Source organism: Flavobacterium adhaerens, assembly GCF_040045115.1.
GTDB lineage: Bacteria > Bacteroidota > Bacteroidia > Flavobacteriales > Flavobacteriaceae > Flavobacterium > Flavobacterium adhaerens.
Genome location: NZ_JBDLZX010000009.1, coordinates 158,179 through 182,383, shown reverse-complemented (window position 1 = coordinate 182,383; position 24,205 = coordinate 158,179). Strand labels below are relative to the sequence as shown.

The following is a 24,205-nucleotide window of genomic DNA, read 5'->3' as shown; positions in this document are numbered from 1 at the left end:
CTGATTTTGGTTGGTTATTAGCTTTTGGTTAAAATTATTTTGGCATTATCATTTCGGGAAATTTGCTCCATAAAAAGGCGAAATTCATCGTATTCTTTATTAGTGTATAGTCCTTTTTTTAAAAAGAATTTTCGTTTGTAAACGATATTATTGTTGTCTTTTTTTACGAATTCAGCTTCATATTCTCCAAATTTTCCCTTAATCTCGACATTGGTCGGAAGGAACTCGATTGAGAAACTTGTGGGTAAAGCAATTTCTATCTCATCAATATCTATTGATCCTCTTTGAATTTCCATTGGATTTTTTCGATTTCGAATACGTTTAACACTTTCGGTTAAAGGATTGAAGGCATTTAAGGCAAATATCATCTTATTTGCGGTCACATTTCCGTAATTCGCAGCGGTGATTTCGGCATTTTCGGTAAAACTTACTTTGTCGGTATCATTCTTGAAAGTGATTTTTCTAATCTTCAAATTATTAATTGTGCTCCAATACTCTTTGTAAAATTTCTCCATATCAGTTGGCGAAAGCTTATCGTTACGGAATTTTTGGTTGTACTGAATACCTTCGGAAGTGATTCCAACTTTCCCAGAAAAATCTCCATTTTCAGCAATAGAATAGTTTCCTTTGCTGATTTGGGTATTGGCGATGTCCTCATAAATACTTGTTCGCACTATTTCTCCTCCATCGGGTTTTATGACCAAAACATTTCGGTCATCTGTAAATGTTCCTTGATAACCAAAGGGATCATCCTGACTGGTACACTCTAAAAAGACATATTTTTCTTTATTGGGGATAGCCAAAATCATGTGATTCCCTTGCATCGAAACAAAATCAGTTTCGATATCTCTTTTTCTGGCACTACCATATAAAACCACATTGTACGACGGAACCTCTACAACATTGAGCAATGCTTTTGTATAATTACTCAATGCCTTACAGTCGCCATAACCTAAGTGATCCACATCGCTTGCTAGCATTGGTTTCCAGCCTCCAATTCCAACTTGAATGCTAACATATCTTGATTTTTCCTGAACGTACTTGTAAATGATTTGGGCTTTTTTAATCGGATCCGTTTCATTTCCGATCAAAGTCTTAATTTTAGTTTTGGTAACTTCAGGAAGATCGGTAGTTCCTGTCAAAATTTTTTCATTATACCATTTGCCAAACTCAGCCCAACTCTTAGCATTTCCGTCAACTCCTTCTAAATGAAACAGTTCTAATCCCATCATAACTCTCGGAAAAAGTGTGCTAAATGATGGACTTACAGCTTCCTCTCGCTGTGCAATTATTTTTGTTGCAACTAATGAAAGCTGGGTAGAATTATCGGTTGTTTTTTCTATATTAAAATTGGAAAAATTAAACTCCTTGTGTTTAAACCCTAGGTTTGAAGGATAACTCACGTTGAGTATGCTTTTTTCAACACTAACCGCATAATCGTTCAAAGGCATCCATTGCGGTATAAAAGCAGTATTTGAAGTTGCTGTTTCGCATTCAAAAACGACTGTAAATGGATATTGAATGGGAGTATAATCTAAATAAATATATCGGCTATCAGAAAAAAGTGTGCTACCACTTACGGCGCTCACATCTCTGAATTCACTTTTTTTTATTTTTTTTAATTCATTGCCAAAAGCATCATAAACAGTCGCCAAAATATTCTTGACAGAACTTGATTTGTCATAATTTTCATAAGCTTCAATAGCATCCAAACCATTTTCATTCAAAACAGACACAACTCGTTTGGTTTTGATATTCATATTTCTTTGAGAAGAAATTACAATATCAATTTGGTTCAAACGAACAACGGCATCTGCATTTTGCTTTAAACTATCGGGTATGATTAATGCGCTATAATTACTATTTTGAGAAAAAAGTAACACACTAACAAATAAAAAAAGTGAAGTAATAATCGGAGTAATTTTATAAGCCATCGAAAAAAATTAAGTTTTAAAAATAGGAAAAAATTGTTTAAAAAAAACTTAATTTTTATTCTGTACTTTTTTAAAACGAAATAGTCTTAACCTGTTTTTTTTTTAAACAAAAAAAGCTGCCAATACCTGACAGCTTTTTACAAATATCTGATCTTACAAACTATAACGAACGAACAATTCCTTCTTCTAAACCTCTTAATTCGGCCAAACCTCTAAGTCTTCCAATAGCCGAATATCCAGGATTGTTTACTTTTCCTAAATCATCTAGCATTTGGTGTCCGTGATCTGGTCTAAACGGAATTGATGTTTTGTATTTCTTTTGCAACAATAATAATTCTTTCATTACGGCATACATATCAGTATTTCCGTCTAAATGATCCGCTTCGAAAAAGTTTCCATCTTGATCGCTTCGAACATTTCGTAAATGAATAAAATGAATTTTATCATCAAGTTTTTTTACCATTTCGGGTAAATTATTCTTTACATTGGCTCCCAATGAACCTGTACAAAAACAGATTCCGTTAGATTTATAAGGAGCGCTAGAAAGAATGTACTCAAAATCTTCGATTGAGTTTACAATTCTAGGCAATCCCAAAATATCAAACGGTGGATCATCTGGGTGAATGGCAAGTTGGACTCCACATTCGTCTGCAACTGGGCCTATCTCGTTTAGGAAATAACTCAAATTGCTTCTTAAAGCATCTCTATCAATATTATCGTACGCCTTTAAAGCATTACGCATTCCTTCGATTGTCATTTTTTGTTCTCCAGGAATACCAAACATCACAACATCTGCAATGCCTTGCAATTGCTCTTCATTTAATGATTCAAAACGTTCTTTTGCTTTTGCAACCAAATTTTCAGGAAAACTTTTTTCGGCATTTGGCCTTTTCAAAATATAAATATCAAAAACAGCCAAATCAACCCAGCTAAAATACAATGCCTCAGAACCGTCTGGCATTTTGTAATCCAATTGTGTTCTTGTCCAGTCATTAACCGGCATAAAATTATAGGTGATCACTGGTATGCCACAAGCCGCCACATTGCGAATACTTTGTTTGTATTTGTCTATATATTCTTGATAGTTTCCTGTTCTGGTCTTAATAGATTCATGTACCGTAATACTCTCTACCACCTCCCAAACCAAACCTGCTGCTTCGATTATTTCTTTTCTTTCTTGTACTTCTTCTTGTGTCCAGACATCACCATGCGGAACATGATGCAATGCCGATACAACTCCTGTTGCTCCTGCTTGTTTTACATAGTCTAAACTAACGGGGTCATTGGGGCCAAACCATCTCCAGGTTTGTTTCATTTTATACATATTCATTTCTTTTAAAAAAATTTAAACTCCACTAAAAATGGTAAATCCACCATCAACAGTTACATTAGAACCCGTAACAAATTTAGAATCATCACTTAATAACCAAACCAATGCGCCAGACAATTCATCTGGGTTTCCAAAACGCTTAAATGGCGTATTCTTAATAATCAAATGCCCTCTTTCAGTCAAACTCTCATCTGAATTGGTCAATAAAGTCCTGTTTTGTTCTGTCAGAAAAAATCCAGGTACGATTCCGTTAATTCTAATTGTATCCCCATAACGTCTTGCTAGTTCTACTGCAAACCATTTCGTATATAAATCGATAGCCGATTTGGCCAAACTATAGCCCAAAACTTTTGTAATTGCCTGAACGGGTGCCACCGAAGAAATATTCACGATACTTCCAGTCCCAACAGATTCCTGAATTGCTCTCCCAAAAACTTGTGTGGGCAAAAGTGTACCAAACAAATTAAGATTCATCACCTGTTGCAAAGCATCCATATTCAGGTTAAAAATATCTTGTTCTGGTTGCACCACAGCATCGGGCATATTCCCTCCAGCCGCATTTACTAAACCGTCAATTTTTCCAAATGTAGAAAGCACTAAATCACGAGCTGCGATCAAATCGGCTTCGTTAGTTACATCGGCAATTAATGCAATAGCCTTACCTCCTTTTTCAATAATTCGTTGAGCACGTTCTTGGGCAACTTTTTGGTTTCTTCCTAATACGCAAACGGTTGCGCCATTATTAGCCAAACCGTCTATAAAAGCTTCCCCTAGAATCCCTGTAGCCCCCGTAACTACTATTACTTTATCTTTTAATTTCAAATCCGTTTTCAATTTTGGTTAATTTATTTTACTATTTTATTACAGTCTTGAAAGATACCTATTTTATTTGGAAAGAAAATTATACATTTTAAAAAATAACATAAAAGAGTAACTATCTTAAAAATACAACTAATCAAAAAAATAGCTTTATCTTTGAGTAGATAGTCATTCTATTAATACTCCCAAAAAAGGGAATAAATAAAAAATTTTGATCGTTTTATAAAATGAAAATAATTGAAACTCATTTTGACGGCTTCACCATTACTACCGATAAATCAAAAATGGATATTGTTGCCATTCACGACTTTTTATCAAAACATTCTGAATGGAGTGATAATATTCCCTTTGAAAAAGTTAAAACAGCTATCGATAATTCCTTAAACTTTGGACTATTTCATCAAAATCAACAAATTGGCTTTGCCAGAATCATTTCAGACTTTTCTACTATTGCCTATTTGGGTGATATCTATGTGTTAGACAAGTATCGAGGACAAGGACTCTCTAAAACATTAATGAATTGTGTTATGGCACATCCCAATTTACAAGGACTTAGACGTTGGATTTTGCTAACCTCGACTGCTGATTGGCTCTACGAGAAATACGGCTTTATAAAAATACCAAACCCCGAAATTTATATGGAAAACTACAACCCAAATGTCTATAAAAATTAAATTACAGGTATCGAAACATTGTTTTTAAATCCTTTAAATATCCTAATTAATCATTTGTAATCAACCTAAGACATGACAAAAACGATTCATAAAAAATTAAACGAATTACAATCAACAGCAATTTGTGGAAATGATATTAGTTCATCCTGTTTATATGTATCGGCTTTGACCATCGGTTACGCTGGTCAATACGCATGGATTTCACTTTTGTTTGTTGGTTTGGTGTTGTTTTTATTTCGAAAAATATACGGTGAAGTTGTTGGTGCCCTACCATTAAATGGTGGAGCTTACAATGTTTTATTGAACACATCCAGCAAACGAATGGCCTCTATTGCGGCTATACTTACAGTGCTTTCCTATATGGCAACTGCTGTAATTTCGGCTTCAGAAGCTATGCATTATTTACATAATATTTTTGATACTATTTCGATTCCTATTGCCACAATTATTGTCTTATTAATTTTCACTGCATTATCAATAATTGGCATTGGAGAATCGGCTATAGTTGCTGTTGGAATTTTTATTTTTCATTTAGTATCCTTACTTTTATTAGTGATTACTTCTGCTGTGTTTATTGCGATTAATGGTTTAGACACCTTTCATCTCAATTGGGAAATTCCGCTCACCAGTCACAGTCTTCTTTATACTTTATTTTTAGGATTTTCGGTAGCAATGTTAGGAATTTCAGGATTTGAAAGTTCGGCGAATTTTGTTGAGGAGCAACAAAACGGTGTTTTCCCCAAAACGCTTCGCAATATGTGGGCTATTGTAACTTTCTTTAATCCAGCCATTGCCATATTACTTATCGCCATTATTCCTATTACACAATTGGGAGAGCATAAGGAATCATTATTAGCCTATTTAGGACATACTGCTGGTGGAAATTGGCTGTCTTGGCTAATTTCTATTGATGCTGTTTTGGTTTTATGTGGAGCCGTTTTAACCTCATTTGTAGGGGTAACTGGTCTTTTAAAAAGGATGACCTTGGATAGAATTTTACCTAATTATTTTTTGAGAGAAAATAAAAACGGATCCAATTATAGAATCATCATCAGTTTTTTGATTTTATGTGTTTCGGTTTTGGTGGTTACCAAAGGTGATTTAGAATCGCTGGCGGGAGTTTATACTTTTTCTTTTCTTGCTGTTATGGCTTTATTTGGAATTGGAAATTTATTATTAAAATTCAAACGCAAAAAATTACCTAGACCTGAAAAAGCAAGAGGTATTGCTGTAGTTACCGCTATCAGTTTGATTGTAATTGCTTTTATGGGAAATTATATAATCAATACCAATTCGTTTTACACTTTTATAAAATACTTTATTCCTGCTTTACTATTTATTTTAATAATGTTAGAAAGGGTATTCATCATAGAATTTTTGATCACGATTTTAGAATATTTTTACAATCCCCTACGAAGGTTTGTAATCACAAGTAATCGCTCTTTGAATAGACTTCACAACAAAATCAATTCACAGGAATTTGTATTTTTTACAAAAGGAGACAATGTTGCTATTTTAAACAAGGTAATGCAATATGTAGAAGGCAATGAAACGACCAAAAAACTAAAAATCGTTAATGTAATAGAAGGATCTTATTCGAACCAAAAATTAAAAGTTGATTTGGAAGTACTGGACAGAGCCTATCCTGACATTCATATTGAATTTATTGAAATTGAAGGTGTTTTTGGACCTGATTTGATAACTGAGCTCTCCGAAAAATGGAAAATTCCTAAAAACTTTATGTTTATTGGTTCGCCCGGAGATAAATTTTCGTATCGTGTATCAGACCTAGGAGGTGTACGATTGATTATGTAATTACTCTTTATACATAACTTAATTACCTGAACTCGATAATTAATTCCAACAGATTGATTTACAAGGTTGTGTTTATTAATTGCATCTGGCTTTAGCCAGATGTTAGAAAGAGCTAATAACATAGGCTTTAGCCGAAATAATCATACTAATATTTGACTAAAGCCTAATTATATTGCTTTTATTAAATAGGACTAAAACCCTATTCTATTGAGATTCGGCATATAAATAATAATCGAGCTTAGGTTAATTATCCATTAAAAAAACTGTTAATCCTCTAGCTCCATGGGCTCCTAAAACCAATGATTGCTCTATATCTGCGGTTTTGGATGGTCCAGCGATGAAAGTTCCAAATCCATAATCTTGATTTCCGATTCGGTCATACGCTTGATGCATTTTGGCTACAATGTCATTTTTGTGAACCACAATGGCCAAATATTGTGGGATAAAAGTGGAAACACGTTGTCCCATAATGTCATCTGTAACCCAAAGTGCGCTATTTTCGGCTACGCCAAAATGAGCTTTAACCACAATAAGTTCAGCATTTTGTAACGAATGAGGATCTTCGGTTGTCCAATCTAAATTGGCAATTTCACTCAAGTCGGGGATTGTGGACAATATTCTTTTATTAGTATCAAATTGATTCTTAACAAAATCAACAACTTCTGAGTAATTGTCAACTTCTATATAATCGCCACCTATACCCTTTAAAACCGTTTTATATTGTGCAATAATATCCTGATCTGTTGCTTTTAAAGGATCTAAAGAAGGCAACTCGTTACGCTCCGTTGGTTGGTTTTGTTTTATTTTATTTAAAATCGAATCTCTACTACTCATCATTTCCACCTTTGGTTGCTCTTCCGTTTTTTTTGTACCATTCTCTAAAAGATTCTTCTGGGACTTCTGGCATTTCCCTTTGGTCGTACCATTTGTTTATTTTATTATTGACCACAGCGGGGAAATTTTTCATTACAAAACGTCCAGCTTTACCAGCGATTTCAAAAACTGTTGGATTAGCCAATACACTGGTCATGGTTTTCATTGCAATCGTTTTGCTCTTTGGAGTGTATCCTTCTTTGACCAAAACCTGTCTCCATTTATACAATTGCTCATGAATATCAATTTTTACAGGACAAACATTGGTACAAGATCCGCAGAGTGTGCTGGCAAAAGGCAAATCGGCATTTTTTTTCATATCCAAATTAGGAGCCAAAATAGATCCGATGGGACCAGCAACTGCATTGTGATAACTGTGACCTCCGCTTCGGCGGTAAACAGGACACGTATTCATACAAGCACCACAACGAATACATTTTAACGAATTTCTAAATTCTTCTCTCCCTAATTGTGTACTTCTTCCGTTATCGACAATTACAATATGAATTTCTTTTCCTTCTCTTGGTTTTTTAAAATGACTTGAAAAAGTAGTAATGAGCTGACCTGTTGCGCTTCTTGCCAATAATCGCAAGAAAACGCCTAAATGTTTACGTTCTGGAATAAGTTTTTCAAATCCCATACAAGCAATATGCACATCGGCCAGATGAGCGCCCATATCTGCATTGCCTTCGTTGGTACACACTACAAACTCACCAGTTTCGGCTACGGCAAAATTAACTCCAGTCAGAGCTGCTTTTCGGGTCAAAAAAGTGTTTCTTAAACTCTGACGGGCAGATTCCGTTAAATATTGTGGATCATTATTCCCTTTTTCGGTTCCGAGATGTTCATGAAAAGTTTCGCTTACATCTTCTTTTTTTAGATGAATTGCAGGCAAAACGATATGGCTTGGTGGTTCTTTGCGAAGCTGTACAATGTATTCCCCCAAATCCGAATCGATAACTTCGATTCCTTTTTCTGCCAAATAATCGTTCAAATGACATTCTTCGGTAAGCATCGATTTTGATTTTACCATTTGCTGAACATTATGTTTAACCAAAATCGAATGTACTATTTCATTATGCTCCTTTGCATCGGCTGCCCAATGTACAATGATTCCGTTTTTTTGAGCATTTTTTTCAAACTCAACAAGATAATCATGAATGTTCGAAAGGACATTAAACTTTATTCGAGAAGCCGTATCTCTTAGCAATTCCCACTCTGGAATTTGATGAGCCGATTTATCGCGCTTTTCACGGACAAACCAAAGCGTTTGATCATGCCAATTGACACGTTCTACATTTTTATTAAAGACACTAGCGGCTTCACTATGCGAGATGTTTTCCTTTGCATTCATCTTGTTTTTTATTCTTTATCCGAAAAATTGAGAACATTTTCGGTTATATATTTTGTATCAGTAATGTTTTGCGCTTTAATATTTTTCAGAAAAATATTCTCTACAGGCAATTCTTTTTGCCCCGTAATTTTTGCAATAAACTTAACATCCTTAACCTTAAAATTTTTCAAGTAAACATTGCTAATTGGTGTGAGTTGGCGATCTATAGTTGGAACCAAATCACGCCATTGGTACAAAACATCAGTATCAATTCCGAGTACTCCTTCGGCTATTTTTCCCGAAGTTACGTTTTGAATATGAATATTTTTCACATACCCTCCTCTGCGTTCGTTAGTCTTAATGAATAACAGGTGAAATAACTTTGCACCATCAACCACATTGCAATTATCCATAAAAACATTCTCAATTCCACCTGATAATTCACTTCCCAAAGCCAGTAATTGATGTCCGTTTTTTACGGAAACATTTCGAATCACAATATTTTTCGAGGGAGTGTTTAAATTCCAAGCATCGATTCCGCAACCCGATTTGATTGCAATAGCGTCATCACCTTGATCAAAAACACAATTTTCTATCAATACATTTTGAGACATTTCGGGATCTACACCATCATTATTATGTCCGTGAGCATAGACTTGAATGTTTCTAATCACCACATTTTTAGATAAAAAAGGATGAATCGTCCAGAAAGGACTATTGGTAATTTTGATGCCCTCCAGAAGTACATTTTCGCATCGATTGAATTGAATAAAATGCGGACGCAAATTAGCTGTATCATTTACCATTTGTCGTTCTTCGACAGGTTTTTTGTAAGAAGCCAAATAATACAATCGTTTTAAACTTTCCATGTGTGGTTTGGGTCTAGAAAACCAAGTCTTCCAGAGATCCATTTTGGCTTTTAGTTCGCCTTCACCAGTTATGGCGACTTTTTTACAATTGTAAGCATAAATTAAAGGAGAATAATTATAACATTCATAACCTTCCCAAGTAGAACGAACCGCTGGCAAATAATCTTGAGGATCATCTGAAAATAGTAAAACAGCACCTTTTTCTAAATGCAAATTCACATTACTCTTAAAATGAATTTTTCCGGTTAGCCATTCTCCTTTTGGTACAACCACAATTCCCCCACCCAATTGATTTACTTTATCAATAGCATTGGCAATAGCTGTAGAGGTTTTTGTTTTATCGCCTTGAACAGCTCCAAAATCGAGAATATTTAATTTTTTGCACGCTTCAAAATTTGGGATGTAAATTGAAGGCATTTCAAAAGGGGCTTTTACTTTTACCTCCGTCAAAGTGACCTCTTTTTTATTCATATTAAAAGCTAAAAAAATAAGTGAACAACAAATAATTGCTATTAAAATAATTTTCTTCATTTGATTTTTATCCTTTAAAAGTGTTTAAAATTTCGGCTATATGAATTGCTTTTATGTTGCTTTTTTGCCTTTTTAAAATCCCTTCTAAATGCATCAAACAAGACATATCTCCACCTGTAATATATTCTACTTGATGTTGTGCATGGTCATTGATACGGTCTTGTCCCATTTTTACAGAAATCGCTTCTTCGGTAATACAAAATGTTCCCCCAAAACCACAGCATTCATCTTTGCGAGATAAGGAGACCAATTCTAATCCGTTTATATTGGATAATAACTGTCCCGGTTTAGAAAAATAGGGCGCATTTAACTCCGTCATTTGAGAAAGTTTCAACCCTCTTTGTCCGTGACAACTTTGATGCATTCCTACTCTAAATGGGAAATAACCTTCGATATTTTCGATCTTTAAAACATCGGTAATAAATTCGGTCAATTCGTAAACTGAGGCTCTAAGTTTGGCCGCCAGTTTTTCATCTGTATCGCTATGTAAATGATCTTTTACATGTAAAACACAACTCCCTGAAGGACAAACAATGTAATCGAAATTGGCAAAATTGGCAATAAAATTGGCATCGCAACCTTTGGCTAAATGTTCGTAACCGCTATTTGCCATTGGTTGTCCGCAGCACGTTTGCTTCATTGGAAAATCTACATCGCATCCTAATTTTAGTAATAATTCATAAGTTGCAATTCCAACTTTAGGATAAAACTGGTCAACGTAGCAAGGGATAAAAAGTCCAACTTTCATATGGAAATACTTTTTTCAAGAAAAACTTTGGAGAATTTTCTTGAGATTCATCTCATAGAGATATGGTTTTAAATTGATTCCTTTAGTATCAAAATAATAAAGGAACCAATTTTTTCATTCTGTAATTTTCTTTTAGAAACTGAGAAGTAATTTGCTTATCAGAAATCACCATGGCTGCACCCAAAGCAGAACCAAGCGGCGAGTGTGTTGATAGGACTTTGAAGTTACTAAAGTGATGTGACATCAATTTCATAAACACATCATTATCTGTAAATCCTCCGTCTATAAATATCTTCTTAATTTTACTGTTTCCGATAGCTTTATTTATAGTATCGATTTGCAACGCCATTAACTCTATCATCAATTGATGGTAAGCCACTTCAAAAGTTTCAAATTGATCCAAAACTGTTTCTTGTGGCAAATGTTGCAACGAAATACCTTCAAATTTAAAATAAACGGCTGGTTTTTCAATCAAAGTCAAGTAAATATTTGAATCGAAAATCACATCTCTGTGATACCCATATTCTTTACGGTAATACTTACATAGTTTTTCGACTTGCAAACGGTATTCATTTCCCATAAAAAAACGAGAAGCTTTTACGCGTTTACCATCTATTCTTAGATAATTCAGACAATTATCTTCGATATCTTCTTTGCTTAAACTCTCGGAATTAAAAGGATTTAATGCAATGCTCCACGTTCCTGTAGAAAGTAATAAAAAAGGCTTTTTCTTGCTTAAGATGTAAGGCAACAAGGCCGAAGAACTATCGTGTATTCCTACTCCAATTTTTATTTTTTTATCGTTGTAAGTCGTATTGATACTTGCTGATGTAGGAACTATTGGAGGCAAAATTTTATCGATTCCCTCATCATGCACCCATTTGTGGTAATCCTCTTGATCATAATCCCATAGATTGGTATGACACCCTATACTGGTGTATTCGCTCACGGGTATTCCTGTAAATAGATACGATAGATATTGTGGTAAGTGCAAGCTATATTTTATTTGAGCAAACACTTCGGGTTTTGTTTTTTTAAGCCAATACAATTGCATCCCAGAATTTAGCATTACAGAAGTTGGTGGCGAAGCTGTTGTTGCTCCAATAGATAATTCGTCACCGTGTTTTGAATGGAAATCCTGTAAAATTTCTTTTGGTATTTCTTTGGTATAATTGTACAATGGAGTAAGTGGTTTACCCTTATAATCCAAGTGAACCAAACTAGCGCCATAAGAAGAAAAGTTTAAAGTCTTGATATCGAATCGGGAATCCTCTAAAATAGTATCAAAAGTTTGTTTAATCCAATTGCGGAGTGTTTCAAGATTTTCGGTTTCGAAACCATCTTCATCTACCGTTAGTGGCAAATTGACATAGTCACGATAGACTTCGTTATACTCATCATCAAAAAGAAAAAACTTTTTATTGGTCTTACCGATATCAAATACTGCGTTTACTCTTGTCATAACTTATAATCCTGTAGCCACTGTTTTTAATCCTCTTTCGCCTATAAGTTCTTTTCTAACATTCAAACTACGATACAAAGCCACTGGGTTTAATGCTGCACCACTACGCAAACGAGCTTCGGCAACCAGAGCACGAACATCTGTACGGAAAGCATTTTGTAAAATTTCCTGAGCTTTTACCACATCATTTTCGGCTTGAGCTGTTTCTAATGCTTTTCTGTCAACAGAAAGTGCTTGAGCATAAGCAATCATAATGGCTTCTACAGATTGTAATAAGTCTTCCATTGGATCCTTGATGTTATGAGAAGCATCGATCATCCAACCTAAATCCTTGGCATGATTCATTCCACGAGCGTCCATGCCTTCAACCAATTCATTAAAAATCAAGAACAATTGATATGGTTTTAAAGCTCCTGCAGTTAAATCGTCATCGCCATATTTAGAATCATTGAAATGGAAACCTCCTAATTTGTCTTCCATCAATAATATAGAAACGATTTGTTCAATATTGGCATTTGGCAAATGATGTCCTAAATCGACCAATGTTTTGGCTTTGTCTCCTAATTTTTTTACATACGAATACGATTGTCCCCAATCTGCAACGGTAGTTGAATAAAAATTAGGTTCAGCACATTTGTATTCTAAAAATAATTTCCAGTTATCTGGAAGTGCTGCGTATATTTCTTGTAAACTTTCTAAGGTGTTTTCGTAAGCTTTTCTGAAATTTAATTGCCCTGGAAAGTTAGATCCATCAGCCAACCAAACTGTCAAAGATTCAGATCCTAACTCGATTCCTTGTTTGATTACTTCTATATTGTGATCTACCGCTTGTTTGCGAATGGCTTTATTTACATTCTGCAAAGACCCATATCTGTATGAATGCTCCGAATTGGCCTGATCTTGAAAAGTATTAGAGTTTACCGCATCAAACAACAAATTATGTTGCGCTGCTAATGCTCGTATTGCTTTATGATCTTGTGGAATATCCCAAGGAATATGCAATGAGATGGCTCCTGAAGCATTGTTTAATTTGTGTAACAAACCAACATCTTCGATTTTTTCTTCTAACGAACGAGGTTCACCACCACCTGCAAAGCGTCCAAAACGTGTTCCCCCTGTTCCCAATGCCCAAGACGGAATTGCGATTTGAAAGTCGATTAATTTTTGGATGATCGCCTCACTATTTGCAATTTCCGAAACCGTAAATATTAATTTATTAGAATGACTTTTTAATAAATCATCGTTATGTGAAGCTATTTTATTTGAATCTATTATCATGATTTCATGGTATTATTAAAGTTTACAATTTAGGTATATTTTAAGGAGAACTAACGTTTGAATAGAAAAAATCAAACGTTAGTCCTTTTGGGATATACCCCATAAACCGAACTAAAAAACTAAATTATCTATAAAAGCCCATTGCTACACCTCCGTCAACATTCAAGGCGTTTCCTGTTGACTTATTCAACAAACCACCTACAAATGCAAAACAAGCATTAGCAATATCATCTGGCAATATTATCTCATTCAACAAAGTACGTTTAGCGTAATAAGCTGGTAATTCCTCTACAGTAATACCGTAGGCTTTGGCACGACCTTCGGCCCATCCACCAGACCAAATATTTGAATCTGAGATTACAGCATCTGGATTTACAGTGTTTACTCTAATTTTATCAGTACCTAATTCGGCCGACATCAAACGAGTTAAATGAGCTTGAGCCGCTTTGGCAGAGCCATAACCTGGATTGTTTGGTCCAGCTACTACTGCATTTTTAGACACAATATTTACAATATCTCCACCAAAACCTTGTTTGCGCATTACTTCGATTCCCGCTTTTGAAACAATGAATTGCCCTTTTACCAAAATATCGTATAGTCTATCCCATTCTTCTAAAGTGTGATCTGGAATTGATTTAGAAATACTGATTCCTGCATTATTAATTACAATATCAACACCACCAAAAGCCAATGCAGATGCATCGAAAGCTTTCTCTGCGCTTGTATCATTTGTTACATTCAATACCGTACTGGCCACTGCATCTTTACCAAATAATTTGATAAATTCTTCTTTGGCACCCGCTAAACGCTCTTCATCAATATCATTAAGAACTACACAAGCACCTTCTTCTGCAAACTTTTTAGCGATAGCTTTACCAATTCCGCCACCAGAACCCGTGATTAATGCCACTCTTCCAGACAACGCTTTTGGTTTTGGCATACGTTGTAATTTTGCCTCTTCCAGTAACCAATATTCGATATCAAAAGCTTCTTGGTGTGGTAGCGAAGTATATTCGGAAACAGCCTCAGCACCTTTCATTACATTTACAGCGTTGATGTAATATTCTGAAGCCAAACGAGCCATCGTTTTATCTTTGGCAAACGTAAACATTCCGACCCCTGGGTATAAAATTACTACAGGGTTTGGGTCACGCATAGCAGGTGAATTAGAGCGTTTGCAAGCATCATAATAGGCTGCATACATCTTTCTGTAAGCCTCAAAAGCAGGTGTTAATTTGGCTTTGATTGCATTTACGTCTGATAAATCTTCGTTTGGATCTAATTCTAAAACCAATGGACTGATTTTGGTTCTCAAGAAATGATCTGGACATGAGGTTCCTAGAGGAGCTAATTTTGCTAAATCATTAGAATTGATAAACTCTAAAACTCTAGCATCATCCGTATAATGACCAATCATTTTTCTTTCAGAAGAACAGAATCCTCTTAAAATTGGAGCTACTTTTGATGCTTGTAACTGACGCACTTCTGGATTTAAACTTTCCATTTTTTGGCCACCAAAAACTGGACGAGTTTTTCCGTAATTGTTTTCTAAATACTCTGCACATTTTTCGATTACTTCTAGAGTATTGATATAACTTTCGTATGCAGTATCGCCCCAAGTAAACAATCCGTGAGATCCTAACATTATCCCTTTTAATTGTTTTCCGTTTTGAGCGGCCTCTTCTAGACAAGCTCTCAATTGCAGTCCCAAATCAAAACCTGGACGTTGCCATCCTACCCAACCAATTTCACCGTTGAATAATTCTTGGGTAATTTTCTTCCCATCTTTTGCAGCCGCAATTGCAATTGCAGCATCAGGGTGTAAATGATCGATATGTTTGAAAGGTAAGAAACCGTGCAAAGGCGTATCTATAGAGGGTGCTTTTGAGGCTAAATCGAAAATACAGTGATTGAATAATTCTACCATTTCATCTTCAAATTCTATTCCTCTGTAAACGTTCTCAAGGTTACGCAGTCTATCTAAATATAAAGCTGCACAACCCGATTTAGTTAGAGTTCCAATATCACCGCCCGAACCTTTTATCCACATTACTTCCGAAGCATCACCCGTAAGAGGGTCCTTGTCTGTAATTTTCACAGAAGTATTTCCTCCACCATAATTAGTTAACCGTAAATCGGCTCCCAACAAATTAGAGCGATAAATAAAAAGTGCTACCTCATCTCCTGCTAATGTTGCAGCTTTAGCCTCATCCCAAAGATAACTTACGTGCTTAAAAGTCATTTTTTCTATGTTTATATTTGACATTATATTTTATGTATGTTTAATTTTTTTATTTATTCTAATGAATTTCCAATTCCAACCAATACGATTGAAAGAAACATTAATGCAATTCCAATTAAAAATGCATTGAATGTTTTTTTAGAAACTCCTGTCCATTCTTTTAGGTAAAATCCCCAAAAATTGGCGGTAAGGATAATTGTTGACATGTGCAAAATCCAAGAACTTGCTCCGTTTCCTAATTTACTTTCACCCATTCCATAAAAGAAAAACTGCAAAAACCACATTGTTCCTGCCAATGCAGAAAATAAAACGTTTTGTGTTATAGGTGTTTTGGTATTGGTATAATCTCCAAAAGTTTTATTCTTAAAATTCAAGAAAACACACCAGATCAGATTGGTTGTCAATCCTCCCCAAAGTACTACGATATAAGTAACATTATTTTGAAACAAAGGGTTACAACCTTCTACTACTGCTGCTTCGGCCAATGGTTTTCCAACTTCTATTCCGAAATTAAAAAACGAACTTAAGATACCTGAAACGATAGCAATGATCAATCCTTTAACCAAACTAAAATCTTTGTCTTTGTCTTCGTGACCAACCGCAAAATCTTTTTCTTTTAGCATTCCTGCTTTACCTAAAATTGTAATCCCAATAATACAAACCAAAACACCAAGCAAGACTATTTGTCCTCCTTGATTGGAAAACATATCTCCTATAGATTCTTTGCCTTCAACGGCATTAAACTGATAATAAATTGGTGGTATTAAAGCTCCAAATGCCGAACAAAACCCTAGAGTGATAGAGTTTCCTAATGACATTCCTAAATAACGAACTCCTAATCCGTAAGTTAAGCCCCCGATTCCCCAGATTAATCCCATCGTAAAAGCCAATGCTTTGATAGATGTTGCTGCTGCACTAATGATTTCAGTAAAATTTGGTATCGTTAAATAGGCGGCAATTGGCGGCACTATCAACCAAGAGAATAATCCTCCAACCAACCAATAACTTTCCCATGCCCAATCTTTTACCTTTTTAAAAGGCATATAAAAACTTCCTGATGAAAATCCTCCGATGGAGTGAAAAAGTATCCCTAATATTGATTCCATTTATTAACTGTTTATGGGGTTGTTAGTTGAATTGAAATGTAAAATAATGAAACTAAAAAAAGAAAACTATCCTGTACTATCAGCCTTATTTTGAAATCATAATTATTCTTGTCCTTTCTAATAAAATCAAAAGCCATCACTTTTAACCAATTATCACAAAGACTCAACTTTACGTATTAATCAATCTACAATTGACTTTTTTTGCTCTTTTTTTAAATAATCCCTAAAATATTCCACACATTTTTTTCATATATATTATTTTAAAATTATATTTGTGCAATCGATTACATTGTTTTTGTGTTTTCTCAAAATGAGTTAACCAAAAATCAGAACAAATAAACGATTGATAAAAAAACTGTAACTTAGGTGAAACATGCTCTAAAAAGTTAACTCATGATTAAGATTATTAAAATAGACGAGGATTCACGTGTTCCCAAATACAAGCAAATTGTAGATTCTATTCTAGCCAATATCTCTAACGGAAATCTAAAAATCAATCAAAAAATTCCATCAATAAACAGTTTTAGCGAAGAATTTTACTTATCAAGAGATACCGTAGAAAAAGCATATAATATACTTAAGGAAAGAAAAATCATCACCTCCATTCGTGGCAAAGGGTACTACATTACCCAAACCAAATTGGTTTCGAAAGTAAATGTCTTGTTTTTGTACAATAAATTGAGCTCGTATAAGATGTCAACTTTCAACGCATTTATAAATACCATCGGTGCCAATGCCCACACCGATTTACAAATTTACCACTGCGATGAAACCCTTTTTCTTAATTTACTTGACAAATACGAAGGTGCTTACGATTACTATGTAATAACAACACACTTTAAAACCGAAGATTTAAAACATAAAAGTTCTACTGATGCGGTTATCAATGCCATCAACAAAATACCAAGTGATAAGTTGATCATCATGGATAATATCAAATTGGGAATCGAAAACGAGGTGACCAAAATTTACCAAGATTTCGAAAATGATATCTATAACGCTCTTAAGGAAAGTTTTGCCAAAATTCAGGAATACTCCCGTATCATCCTAGTATATCCGGACAAAGCTGTATATCCGTATCCCAGAAGAATTTTGCATGGTTTCAAAAAATTTTGTTCCGAATTTGAATTAAACTATGAAATTTTGAACGAAGTCTATGATGATATTATCCTCAAAAAAAGAGATTTATTCATCACCATCGAAGAATCAGACCTTGTAAGTTTGGTCAAACAAATGAGAGACCGAAAAATGAAATTAGGTAAAGATATTGGTGTGATTTCGTATAACGATACTCCATTAAAAGAACTATTAGGCATCTCTGTTATGTCAACCGATTTTAAAATAATGGGCGAAACAGCAGCCCAAATGATATTAAATAAAGAAATAGGACAAATCAAAGTCCCTTTTAATTTTATTCATAGAAAATCTATTTAAATCAAATATTAACAACTCAACAAAGGCATGAAATCTAAATTAACCAAACAATTATTTTTAAGTTTTATAGTTGTACTTGCAAGTCATTCCAATTCTATTTTCGCTCAAGGCAAAAGTACCTCAACCGATCCTTATGCTGGAATCGAATTTAAAATGGATAAAATAAAAGAACCGAAAATCCCGAACAATTCTGTAAACATAGTAGATTTTGGTGCTATCAGCGGCGGAACAGTTTTATGTACCGATGCTTTTACAAAAGCCATAGAGGCTGTTTCTAAAAAAGGAGGCGGAAAAGTAATTATCCCTCCTGGAATTTGGTTAACTGGACCAATCATTTTAAAAAGCAATCTAGAATTACACGCCCAAAGTGGTGCTTTGATTAAATTTTCGCCAGACAAAAGCTTATATCCAATAATTGAGACTAGTTTTGAAGGATTGAATACTTGGCGTTGTATTTCGCCTATTTATGGAAAAAACTTAGAAAATGTTGCCTTTACCGGAAATGGTGTTTGGGATGGTTCAGGAGAAGCTTGGCGTATGGTTAAAAAAGACAAACTAACCGAAAGTCAATGGAAAAAATTAATAGCTTCTGGTGGAGTATTAAATGACAAAAAAACAAGTTGGTATCCATCTGAGCAATACAAAAAAGCCAATGAAGGAGCCGATCAAAACGTTCGCTTAGATCTAAAAACCAAAGAACAATTCGAAGAAATTCATGATTTTCTTCGTCCTGTAATGGTAAGCATCCAAAACAGTAAACGTGTCTTATTTGACGGTCCAGTTTTTCAAAACTCTCCAGCTTGGAACATTCACCCTCTTATTATTGAAGATTTAATTATTAGAAATATTACAGTTCGCAATCCTTGGTATTCACAAAATGGAGATGGTCTTGATGTTGAATCTTGCAAAAATGTATTGGTAGAAAACTCAAGTTTTGATGTGGGTGACGATGCTATTTGCATCAAATCAGGTAAAGACAAAGATGGACGTGACCGTGCCATTCCTTGCGAAAACATTATCATCAAAAACAATATTGTGTATCACGGACATGGCGGTGTTACTGTAGGAAGCGAAATGTCTAGCGGTGTAAAAAACATGCATGTTTCCAACTGTACTTTTATAGGAACCGATGTTGGTCTTCGTTTCAAAAGTACTCGTGGACGTGGTGGTGTTGTAGAAAACATCTTCATCAAAGACGTTTATATGACCAATATCCCATCGCAAGCCATATCTTTTGACTTATATTATGGAGGAAAATCTATAGCTGAAAAATTAGCTGATGGAGGCGATAATTTAGCTCAAGCTGCTGTTCCTGTTGATGAAAAAACACCACAATTTAAAAACATCACTATCAAAAATATAATTATCGATGGTGCTCAACAAGCTGTGTTCTTACAAGGTCTGCCTGAAATGAATTTAGAAAACATCGAAATTACAAATCTAAAAGGAAGAGCCAACAAAGGGGTTTCGGTTATTGATGCGAATAAAATCAAATTCCAAGACATTAATCTAGACATCAAAAACAGTACAATTTTCGAAATTTACAATGGTAAAAATATGTCGCTTAAAAACATCGAGTTCAATTCTACTTCAGAAAAAGCAGTAACTATTGACGGACAAGCTAGCTCAAATATTGAGTTGGTATCTACCCCTAAACTCGATTTTACAAAAACCACAACCATTAGTGATAAAGTTTCAAAAAATGCAGTAAAAATGTAAATTTACTTTTTCGCAAAACTAAAAAGGCAATTGTATCCACTGATGCGATTGCCTTTTTTATTATCCTTTAACTTTCAAAAAATAGTATTCAATAAAATCATATATTTAATACTTTTATAGGAATAAACGGCACAACCAGTCATTGTACAATAATCTTAATAAATAGTCAAATAATTTTAAATTGAAAAAAAAGATAGCACAAACACAACTTCCTTTACTGTCAGTACTAAATGTACCTCATAAAAAGTATGACTATGTTGACAGTTTTCAAAGTTATCTTAAAGACACAGAGAACAAATTCAACTCCGAAGATTTAGGGAAAGCTTTTTTTTCGAGTGGTCCAGATTGGGTTGAAAAGCTATTTAATATAAGGAACAAGATTGTCTCGAAGTTTGGATTAAAAACTTCTGGAAATGACAACAATAGAGCTGAACAATTGAAAAATTTTAAATGTGAACCTGGAGAACAACTTGGGCTTTTCAAAGTCTTTGCCAAAACACCAAATGAAGTAATTTTGGGAGAAGATGACAAACATTTGAATTTTAGAGTTTCATTATTTTTAGAACCTCATCCAACAGAAATAAACAACAAAAAAATAACCATATCGACAACAGTAGAATTTAATAATTGGTTTGGACGTTTGTATTTTTTACCTGTTAGACCTTTTCATAAATTAATTGTACCAACAATGCTAAAAGGTATTATTCGAACATTAGAAAACCCAAACAAATAATTCTTTTATTCCTTAAAATTTGGCAACTTATCTATTGCAATAATTTTTACAGCCTGAGGAGTTACAGTAGCCAAACCTTCGCCATCTACTTGATTTACATTTTGAGAAAAAATATGCAATTGCTGTTTCTTTTTCCAAAGTTCCTTATCTACGTTAGGTTCCCATTGTCCCACCGAATAATTAGTAACATCGGTTAATTTCCATTCCTTTTGGTTTAAATTGGTATAAGCGAGTGTGATTTTATTGGCTCTTTCTTCGGTTCGAAAAAGCAAATACAACATCGCATCATGCACCAAAATTTCGGGACGTGAAATCGGAATTCGTTTGGTTCCTCCTCCTCCTAACGCAAAAGAATTTTGCTGAAATTGGGTCTCCATTAAGTGCCATTTTCCAGAATCTAAATACACTACTTTATATTGCGGAATATCATTTGTATTCCAATAATTCACAATATAAGGATTCCCAAATTCATCAACAGTCATAGCGGTTTGATTGATTAAGCTACTGTTTGGTGGAATTTCACAAGCAATTTCGGCGGTAGATTTCGTAATGGGCAAATTGTATTTTTCACCTGTTGCCTTTTGCCAAGTTAGACCTCCATCAGCCGAAAAGGCATAACAAATATCGTGGTTAGTAGATACATCCCAACTTTCTCGCCAAACCCAAGAAAGATAAATTCCTTTTGGGTTAACATCCATTTGCCAATACGCACTACGCTGGTTTTCGCCATCGAGCAAATTATGTTGCAATAAAGACCATTTTTGGGTTTTGACATCGTAACTTTTCATCACCATATTTCCTCTACCCGAAGCCCCAGAACGGTAACAAAATAATAATTTCCCATTGGACAAATTATGAAATTCTGGATAGGTTACTTTGCTTTCATTGTCGCCAGTCATGCTTAATTCCTCGGTCAACTCCAGACCAAAAGGCTTTTTACTTTTGGCATATCGCAAACGGTTATCATGATGATCCCAGCTTACATGCAAATATCCTTCAGAATCCAGAGCAATACTGATGCAATTATGAGCATCTTTTACATTTCCAGAATAGGGTGTGATTTGAATTTCCCATTTATTGGAGTTCAATTTTCGCTTTGCCAAAACCATTTTCCCATCTGGATTATAATAAGCTGTGAATTGTATGTTTTTGAAAGTAGTAAGAGCACTATTCCTAAAAATCACAGTATTGACCGAGTTGTTACTCCATCCCAAACCTACCTCACTCTCCTGCGTTTGTAGTTGAGCATTTATCGCATAGGAAATAAAGAAAACGATAACGAATACAATTTTAAATAAATTTCTAAAGAAAAATTTCATGCTATTTGGAATCTTTTGGGTCCACTAACAAATGTAATGACAAGATTCAACAAAGCCAACCAGTACCTACCACATATTCTAAAAAAAACTACCCTAGGCTTTCTAACTGTTTAAAAATCGGAATTAACTCTTTTCCTTTATTAGTAAGATAATATTCGATATGCAAAGGTTTTTCGGTGATGATATTCTTTTCTAACAATCCAACTTCTTCTAATTCACGTAAAGCAACAGCAATGGTTTGCTTATTCGAACCTTCTATCTGACGAAGCAAACTACTAAACCGTAACGGACTATCTACAGCTAATCTAAAAATTTCAGGTTTCCATTTACCAGACAATAATTTTATTAGAGCTTGAGCTGGGCATGTTTCGTTTTCTTCCATATTGTTTTTTGTAGTCATAAAAATTTGACTTATTGCATTGCACTTTTATTGTTTAGACCTTTACACAAAAATAAACAAATAGCCTAAATACTCTAAAAACGAATGAGCTTTAACTATTTCAAAATTCAATTATTACTCTATTTAAGTATGGCAAATTGCCAATCTCAACACACTACAACTATGAAAGACTCAAACAATCCTTTGCTATGCAATCCAGAATCTGGAGTTTGCGAAATGCCTAGCAATCTTGCAACAGATCTAAATACTAAGGAAATCAAAGCAATTGAGAATCCGATCAAAGTAATTTATTTTACAGATCCTATTTGTTCCTCTTGCTGGGGTATAGAGCCTCAACTACGAAAACTAAAGCTAGAATACGGAAACAATTTAGAGATTGATTATAGAATGGGAGGTTTATTACCTGATTGGTCATACAACAGCGGTGGCATCAGCAAACCATCGGATGTTGCTCATCATTGGGACGAGGTTAGTTTGTATTATGATATGCCAATTGATGGTGATGTCTGGTTAGAGGATCCTTTAAATTCTTCTTATCCGCCTTCGATTGCTTTTAAAGCTGCACAAATGCAAGACAAGGAAAAAGCTATTGTATTTCTTCGTTTAATTCGGGAAATGGTTTTCTTGCAGAAAAAAAACATAACCAAATGGGAGTACATCAAATTAGCCGCTGAAAATGCGGGTCTCAACACTGATCAACTCAAGACTGATTTTGAAGATCAAGCCAAAAATCTATTTTATGCAGATTTAAAATTGGCTCGAGAATTGGGTGTTAGAGGGTTCCCTACGATGATTTTTGTTAATACGAATGGAGTCTCAGAAACCGTTTATGGCTTTAAGCCTTATGCTGCTTATGAAGAAGTCATTCGTAAACTTGAACCCTCAATTCAAAAATACAATTATGATAAAAGTGCAAAATCAGTCTTTGCCAAATACCATTCGCTAACCGTCAAAGAATTTTCGGTATTGACCGACACTCCAAAAAATCAAGCAGAAATACTCTTGAATAATCTTACCGCTATAGGCAAACTCAAAAAAACAACCACAAAAAATGGTTCTATTTGGACGAAAACAAATGCTGATTTGTAGCATTTAATAAAAAAACGAGGAAATTTTATAAAAGTAAAATTTCCTCGTTCCTCTTATATAAAAATTTTTTTTACTCTCTTATCAATGTCAAACTCAACTTTTGATATTGATTTTCGGAATCCGATGCCTTGATTTGATAAGTGTAATTTCCATCCTCAAGAGGAGTTTCGCCAACATAATCTATAGGCTGTAACGTATAGATCTTTCCCTCAATTTCCAATTCAATAAAAGCATAAGCATAAGCCGAATCAAATTCTTTATAGACTGTTTTCTCTCCAGCTTCTAAGTTGCCAAAATTTACATTTCCGTTAGAACTACCCGTATTTACAATAATATCCTGAAAATTAAATGGACTAACATTTGATATTCTAATTTTTACCGACGTAGTGTTTTCTTCATCATTTGAACAACTAATTGTAATGATAAAAATTATAAAGCTCAGGAACTTTTTCATAACTAATGGTTTACCTACTAGATGAAAATGTTTTAAAATGGTT

At 34.5% G+C, this 24,205-nt stretch carries 20 protein-coding genes; 6 read left to right on the top strand and 14 right to left on the bottom strand.

Annotated features, from left to right (window positions below; translation table 11 throughout):
• Window positions 1-17: 17 nt before the first annotated feature.
• From ABEB18_RS13565 to ABEB18_RS13555, 3 genes are all read right to left on the bottom strand, one after another.
• Window positions 18-1,934, bottom strand: coding sequence for a DUF3857 domain-containing protein (locus ABEB18_RS13565; RefSeq protein ID WP_348799848.1), 1,917 nt, complete (start codon window positions 1,932-1,934; stop codon window positions 18-20).
• A gap of 160 nt (window positions 1,935-2,094) precedes the next feature.
• The gene (gene uxuA / locus ABEB18_RS13560) at window positions 2,095-3,249 is read right to left on the bottom strand and encodes a mannonate dehydratase (protein WP_348799870.1); all 1,155 of its coding nucleotides are present in this window, start codon (window positions 3,247-3,249) and stop codon (window positions 2,095-2,097) included.
• 30 nt (window positions 3,250-3,279) lie between these two features.
• Window positions 3,280-4,086, bottom strand: a complete 807-nt coding sequence (locus ABEB18_RS13555; RefSeq protein ID WP_348799847.1) for an SDR family oxidoreductase — start codon at window positions 4,084-4,086, stop codon at window positions 3,280-3,282.
• Window positions 4,087-4,310: 224 nt separating this feature from the next.
• Here ABEB18_RS13555 and ABEB18_RS13550 point away from each other — a divergent pair, with 224 nt between their 5' ends.
• Entirely contained in the window at window positions 4,311-4,757 is a 447-nt protein-coding gene (locus ABEB18_RS13550; protein WP_348799846.1) for a GNAT family N-acetyltransferase, read from the top strand.
• Between the two features lie 72 nt (window positions 4,758-4,829).
• The gene (locus ABEB18_RS13545; RefSeq protein WP_348799845.1) at window positions 4,830-6,572 is read left to right on the top strand and encodes an APC family permease; all 1,743 of its coding nucleotides are present in this window, start codon (window positions 4,830-4,832) and stop codon (window positions 6,570-6,572) included.
• Between the two features lie 243 nt (window positions 6,573-6,815).
• Here ABEB18_RS13545 and ABEB18_RS13540 read toward each other — a convergent pair whose 3' ends face one another.
• The 8 genes from ABEB18_RS13540 to rhaT all read right to left on the bottom strand — a co-directional run bounded on the left by ABEB18_RS13540 (window position 6,816) and on the right by rhaT (window position 17,014).
• Window positions 6,816-7,406: a LutC/YkgG family protein gene (locus tag ABEB18_RS13540; RefSeq protein ID WP_348799844.1), complete on the bottom strand. Its 591-nt coding sequence runs from the start codon at window positions 7,404-7,406 to the stop codon at window positions 6,816-6,818.
• Window positions 7,399-8,799: a lactate utilization protein B gene (locus tag ABEB18_RS13535; RefSeq protein WP_348799843.1), complete on the bottom strand. Its 1,401-nt coding sequence runs from the start codon at window positions 8,797-8,799 to the stop codon at window positions 7,399-7,401. Before ABEB18_RS13535 ends, ABEB18_RS13540 begins: the two co-directional genes overlap by 8 nt.
• Window positions 8,800-8,807: 8 nt before the next feature.
• Window positions 8,808-10,118: a glycoside hydrolase family 28 protein gene (locus ABEB18_RS13530; protein WP_348799842.1), complete on the bottom strand. Its 1,311-nt coding sequence runs from the start codon at window positions 10,116-10,118 to the stop codon at window positions 8,808-8,810.
• 67 nt (window positions 10,119-10,185) lie between these two features.
• Window positions 10,186-10,926: a (Fe-S)-binding protein gene (locus ABEB18_RS13525; RefSeq protein WP_348799841.1), complete on the bottom strand. Its 741-nt coding sequence runs from the start codon at window positions 10,924-10,926 to the stop codon at window positions 10,186-10,188.
• Window positions 10,927-11,014: 88 nt separating this feature from the next.
• The gene (locus tag ABEB18_RS13520) at window positions 11,015-12,388 is read right to left on the bottom strand and encodes an FGGY-family carbohydrate kinase (protein WP_348799840.1); all 1,374 of its coding nucleotides are present in this window, start codon (window positions 12,386-12,388) and stop codon (window positions 11,015-11,017) included.
• 3 nt (window positions 12,389-12,391) lie between these two features.
• The gene (locus tag ABEB18_RS13515; RefSeq protein WP_348799839.1) at window positions 12,392-13,666 is read right to left on the bottom strand and encodes a sugar isomerase; all 1,275 of its coding nucleotides are present in this window, start codon (window positions 13,664-13,666) and stop codon (window positions 12,392-12,394) included.
• A 124-nt stretch (window positions 13,667-13,790) separates the two neighbouring features.
• Entirely contained in the window at window positions 13,791-15,932 is a 2,142-nt protein-coding gene (locus ABEB18_RS13510) for a bifunctional aldolase/short-chain dehydrogenase (RefSeq protein WP_348799838.1), read from the bottom strand.
• Between the two features lie 29 nt (window positions 15,933-15,961).
• On the bottom strand, window positions 15,962-17,014 hold the full coding sequence (gene rhaT / locus ABEB18_RS13505) for an L-rhamnose/proton symporter RhaT (RefSeq protein ID WP_348799837.1): 1,053 nt from the start codon (window positions 17,012-17,014) through the stop codon (window positions 15,962-15,964).
• A gap of 393 nt (window positions 17,015-17,407) precedes the next feature.
• Here rhaT and ABEB18_RS13500 point away from each other — a divergent pair, with 393 nt between their 5' ends.
• The 3 genes from ABEB18_RS13500 to ABEB18_RS13490 all read left to right on the top strand — a co-directional run bounded on the left by ABEB18_RS13500 (window position 17,408) and on the right by ABEB18_RS13490 (window position 20,900).
• On the top strand, window positions 17,408-18,448 hold the full coding sequence (locus tag ABEB18_RS13500) for a GntR family transcriptional regulator (protein ID WP_348799836.1): 1,041 nt from the start codon (window positions 17,408-17,410) through the stop codon (window positions 18,446-18,448).
• A 27-nt stretch (window positions 18,449-18,475) separates the two neighbouring features.
• On the top strand, window positions 18,476-20,167 hold the full coding sequence (locus ABEB18_RS13495; protein ID WP_348799835.1) for a glycoside hydrolase family 28 protein: 1,692 nt from the start codon (window positions 18,476-18,478) through the stop codon (window positions 20,165-20,167).
• A 181-nt stretch (window positions 20,168-20,348) separates the two neighbouring features.
• Window positions 20,349-20,900, top strand: coding sequence for a DUF2867 domain-containing protein (locus ABEB18_RS13490; RefSeq protein WP_348799834.1), 552 nt, complete (start codon window positions 20,349-20,351; stop codon window positions 20,898-20,900).
• A 5-nt stretch (window positions 20,901-20,905) separates the two neighbouring features.
• Here the strand turns inward: ABEB18_RS13490 and ABEB18_RS13485 are convergent, their stop codons facing one another.
• On the bottom strand, window positions 20,906-22,219 hold the full coding sequence (locus tag ABEB18_RS13485; protein ID WP_348799833.1) for a BNR repeat-containing protein: 1,314 nt from the start codon (window positions 22,217-22,219) through the stop codon (window positions 20,906-20,908).
• A gap of 88 nt (window positions 22,220-22,307) precedes the next feature.
• Window positions 22,308-22,619 carry a winged helix-turn-helix transcriptional regulator gene (locus ABEB18_RS13480; protein ID WP_348799832.1) on the bottom strand — a complete coding sequence of 104 codons (312 nt, stop codon included), beginning with the start codon at window positions 22,617-22,619 and terminating at the stop codon, window positions 22,308-22,310.
• Between the two features lie 162 nt (window positions 22,620-22,781).
• Here ABEB18_RS13480 and ABEB18_RS13475 point away from each other — a divergent pair, with 162 nt between their 5' ends.
• The gene (locus ABEB18_RS13475) at window positions 22,782-23,708 is read left to right on the top strand and encodes a ClpXP adapter SpxH family protein (protein ID WP_348799831.1); all 927 of its coding nucleotides are present in this window, start codon (window positions 22,782-22,784) and stop codon (window positions 23,706-23,708) included.
• A gap of 70 nt (window positions 23,709-23,778) precedes the next feature.
• Here the strand turns inward: ABEB18_RS13475 and ABEB18_RS13470 are convergent, their stop codons facing one another.
• Window positions 23,779-24,162, bottom strand: coding sequence for a hypothetical protein (locus ABEB18_RS13470; RefSeq protein WP_348799830.1), 384 nt, complete (start codon window positions 24,160-24,162; stop codon window positions 23,779-23,781).
• Window positions 24,163-24,205 lie beyond the last annotated feature (43 nt).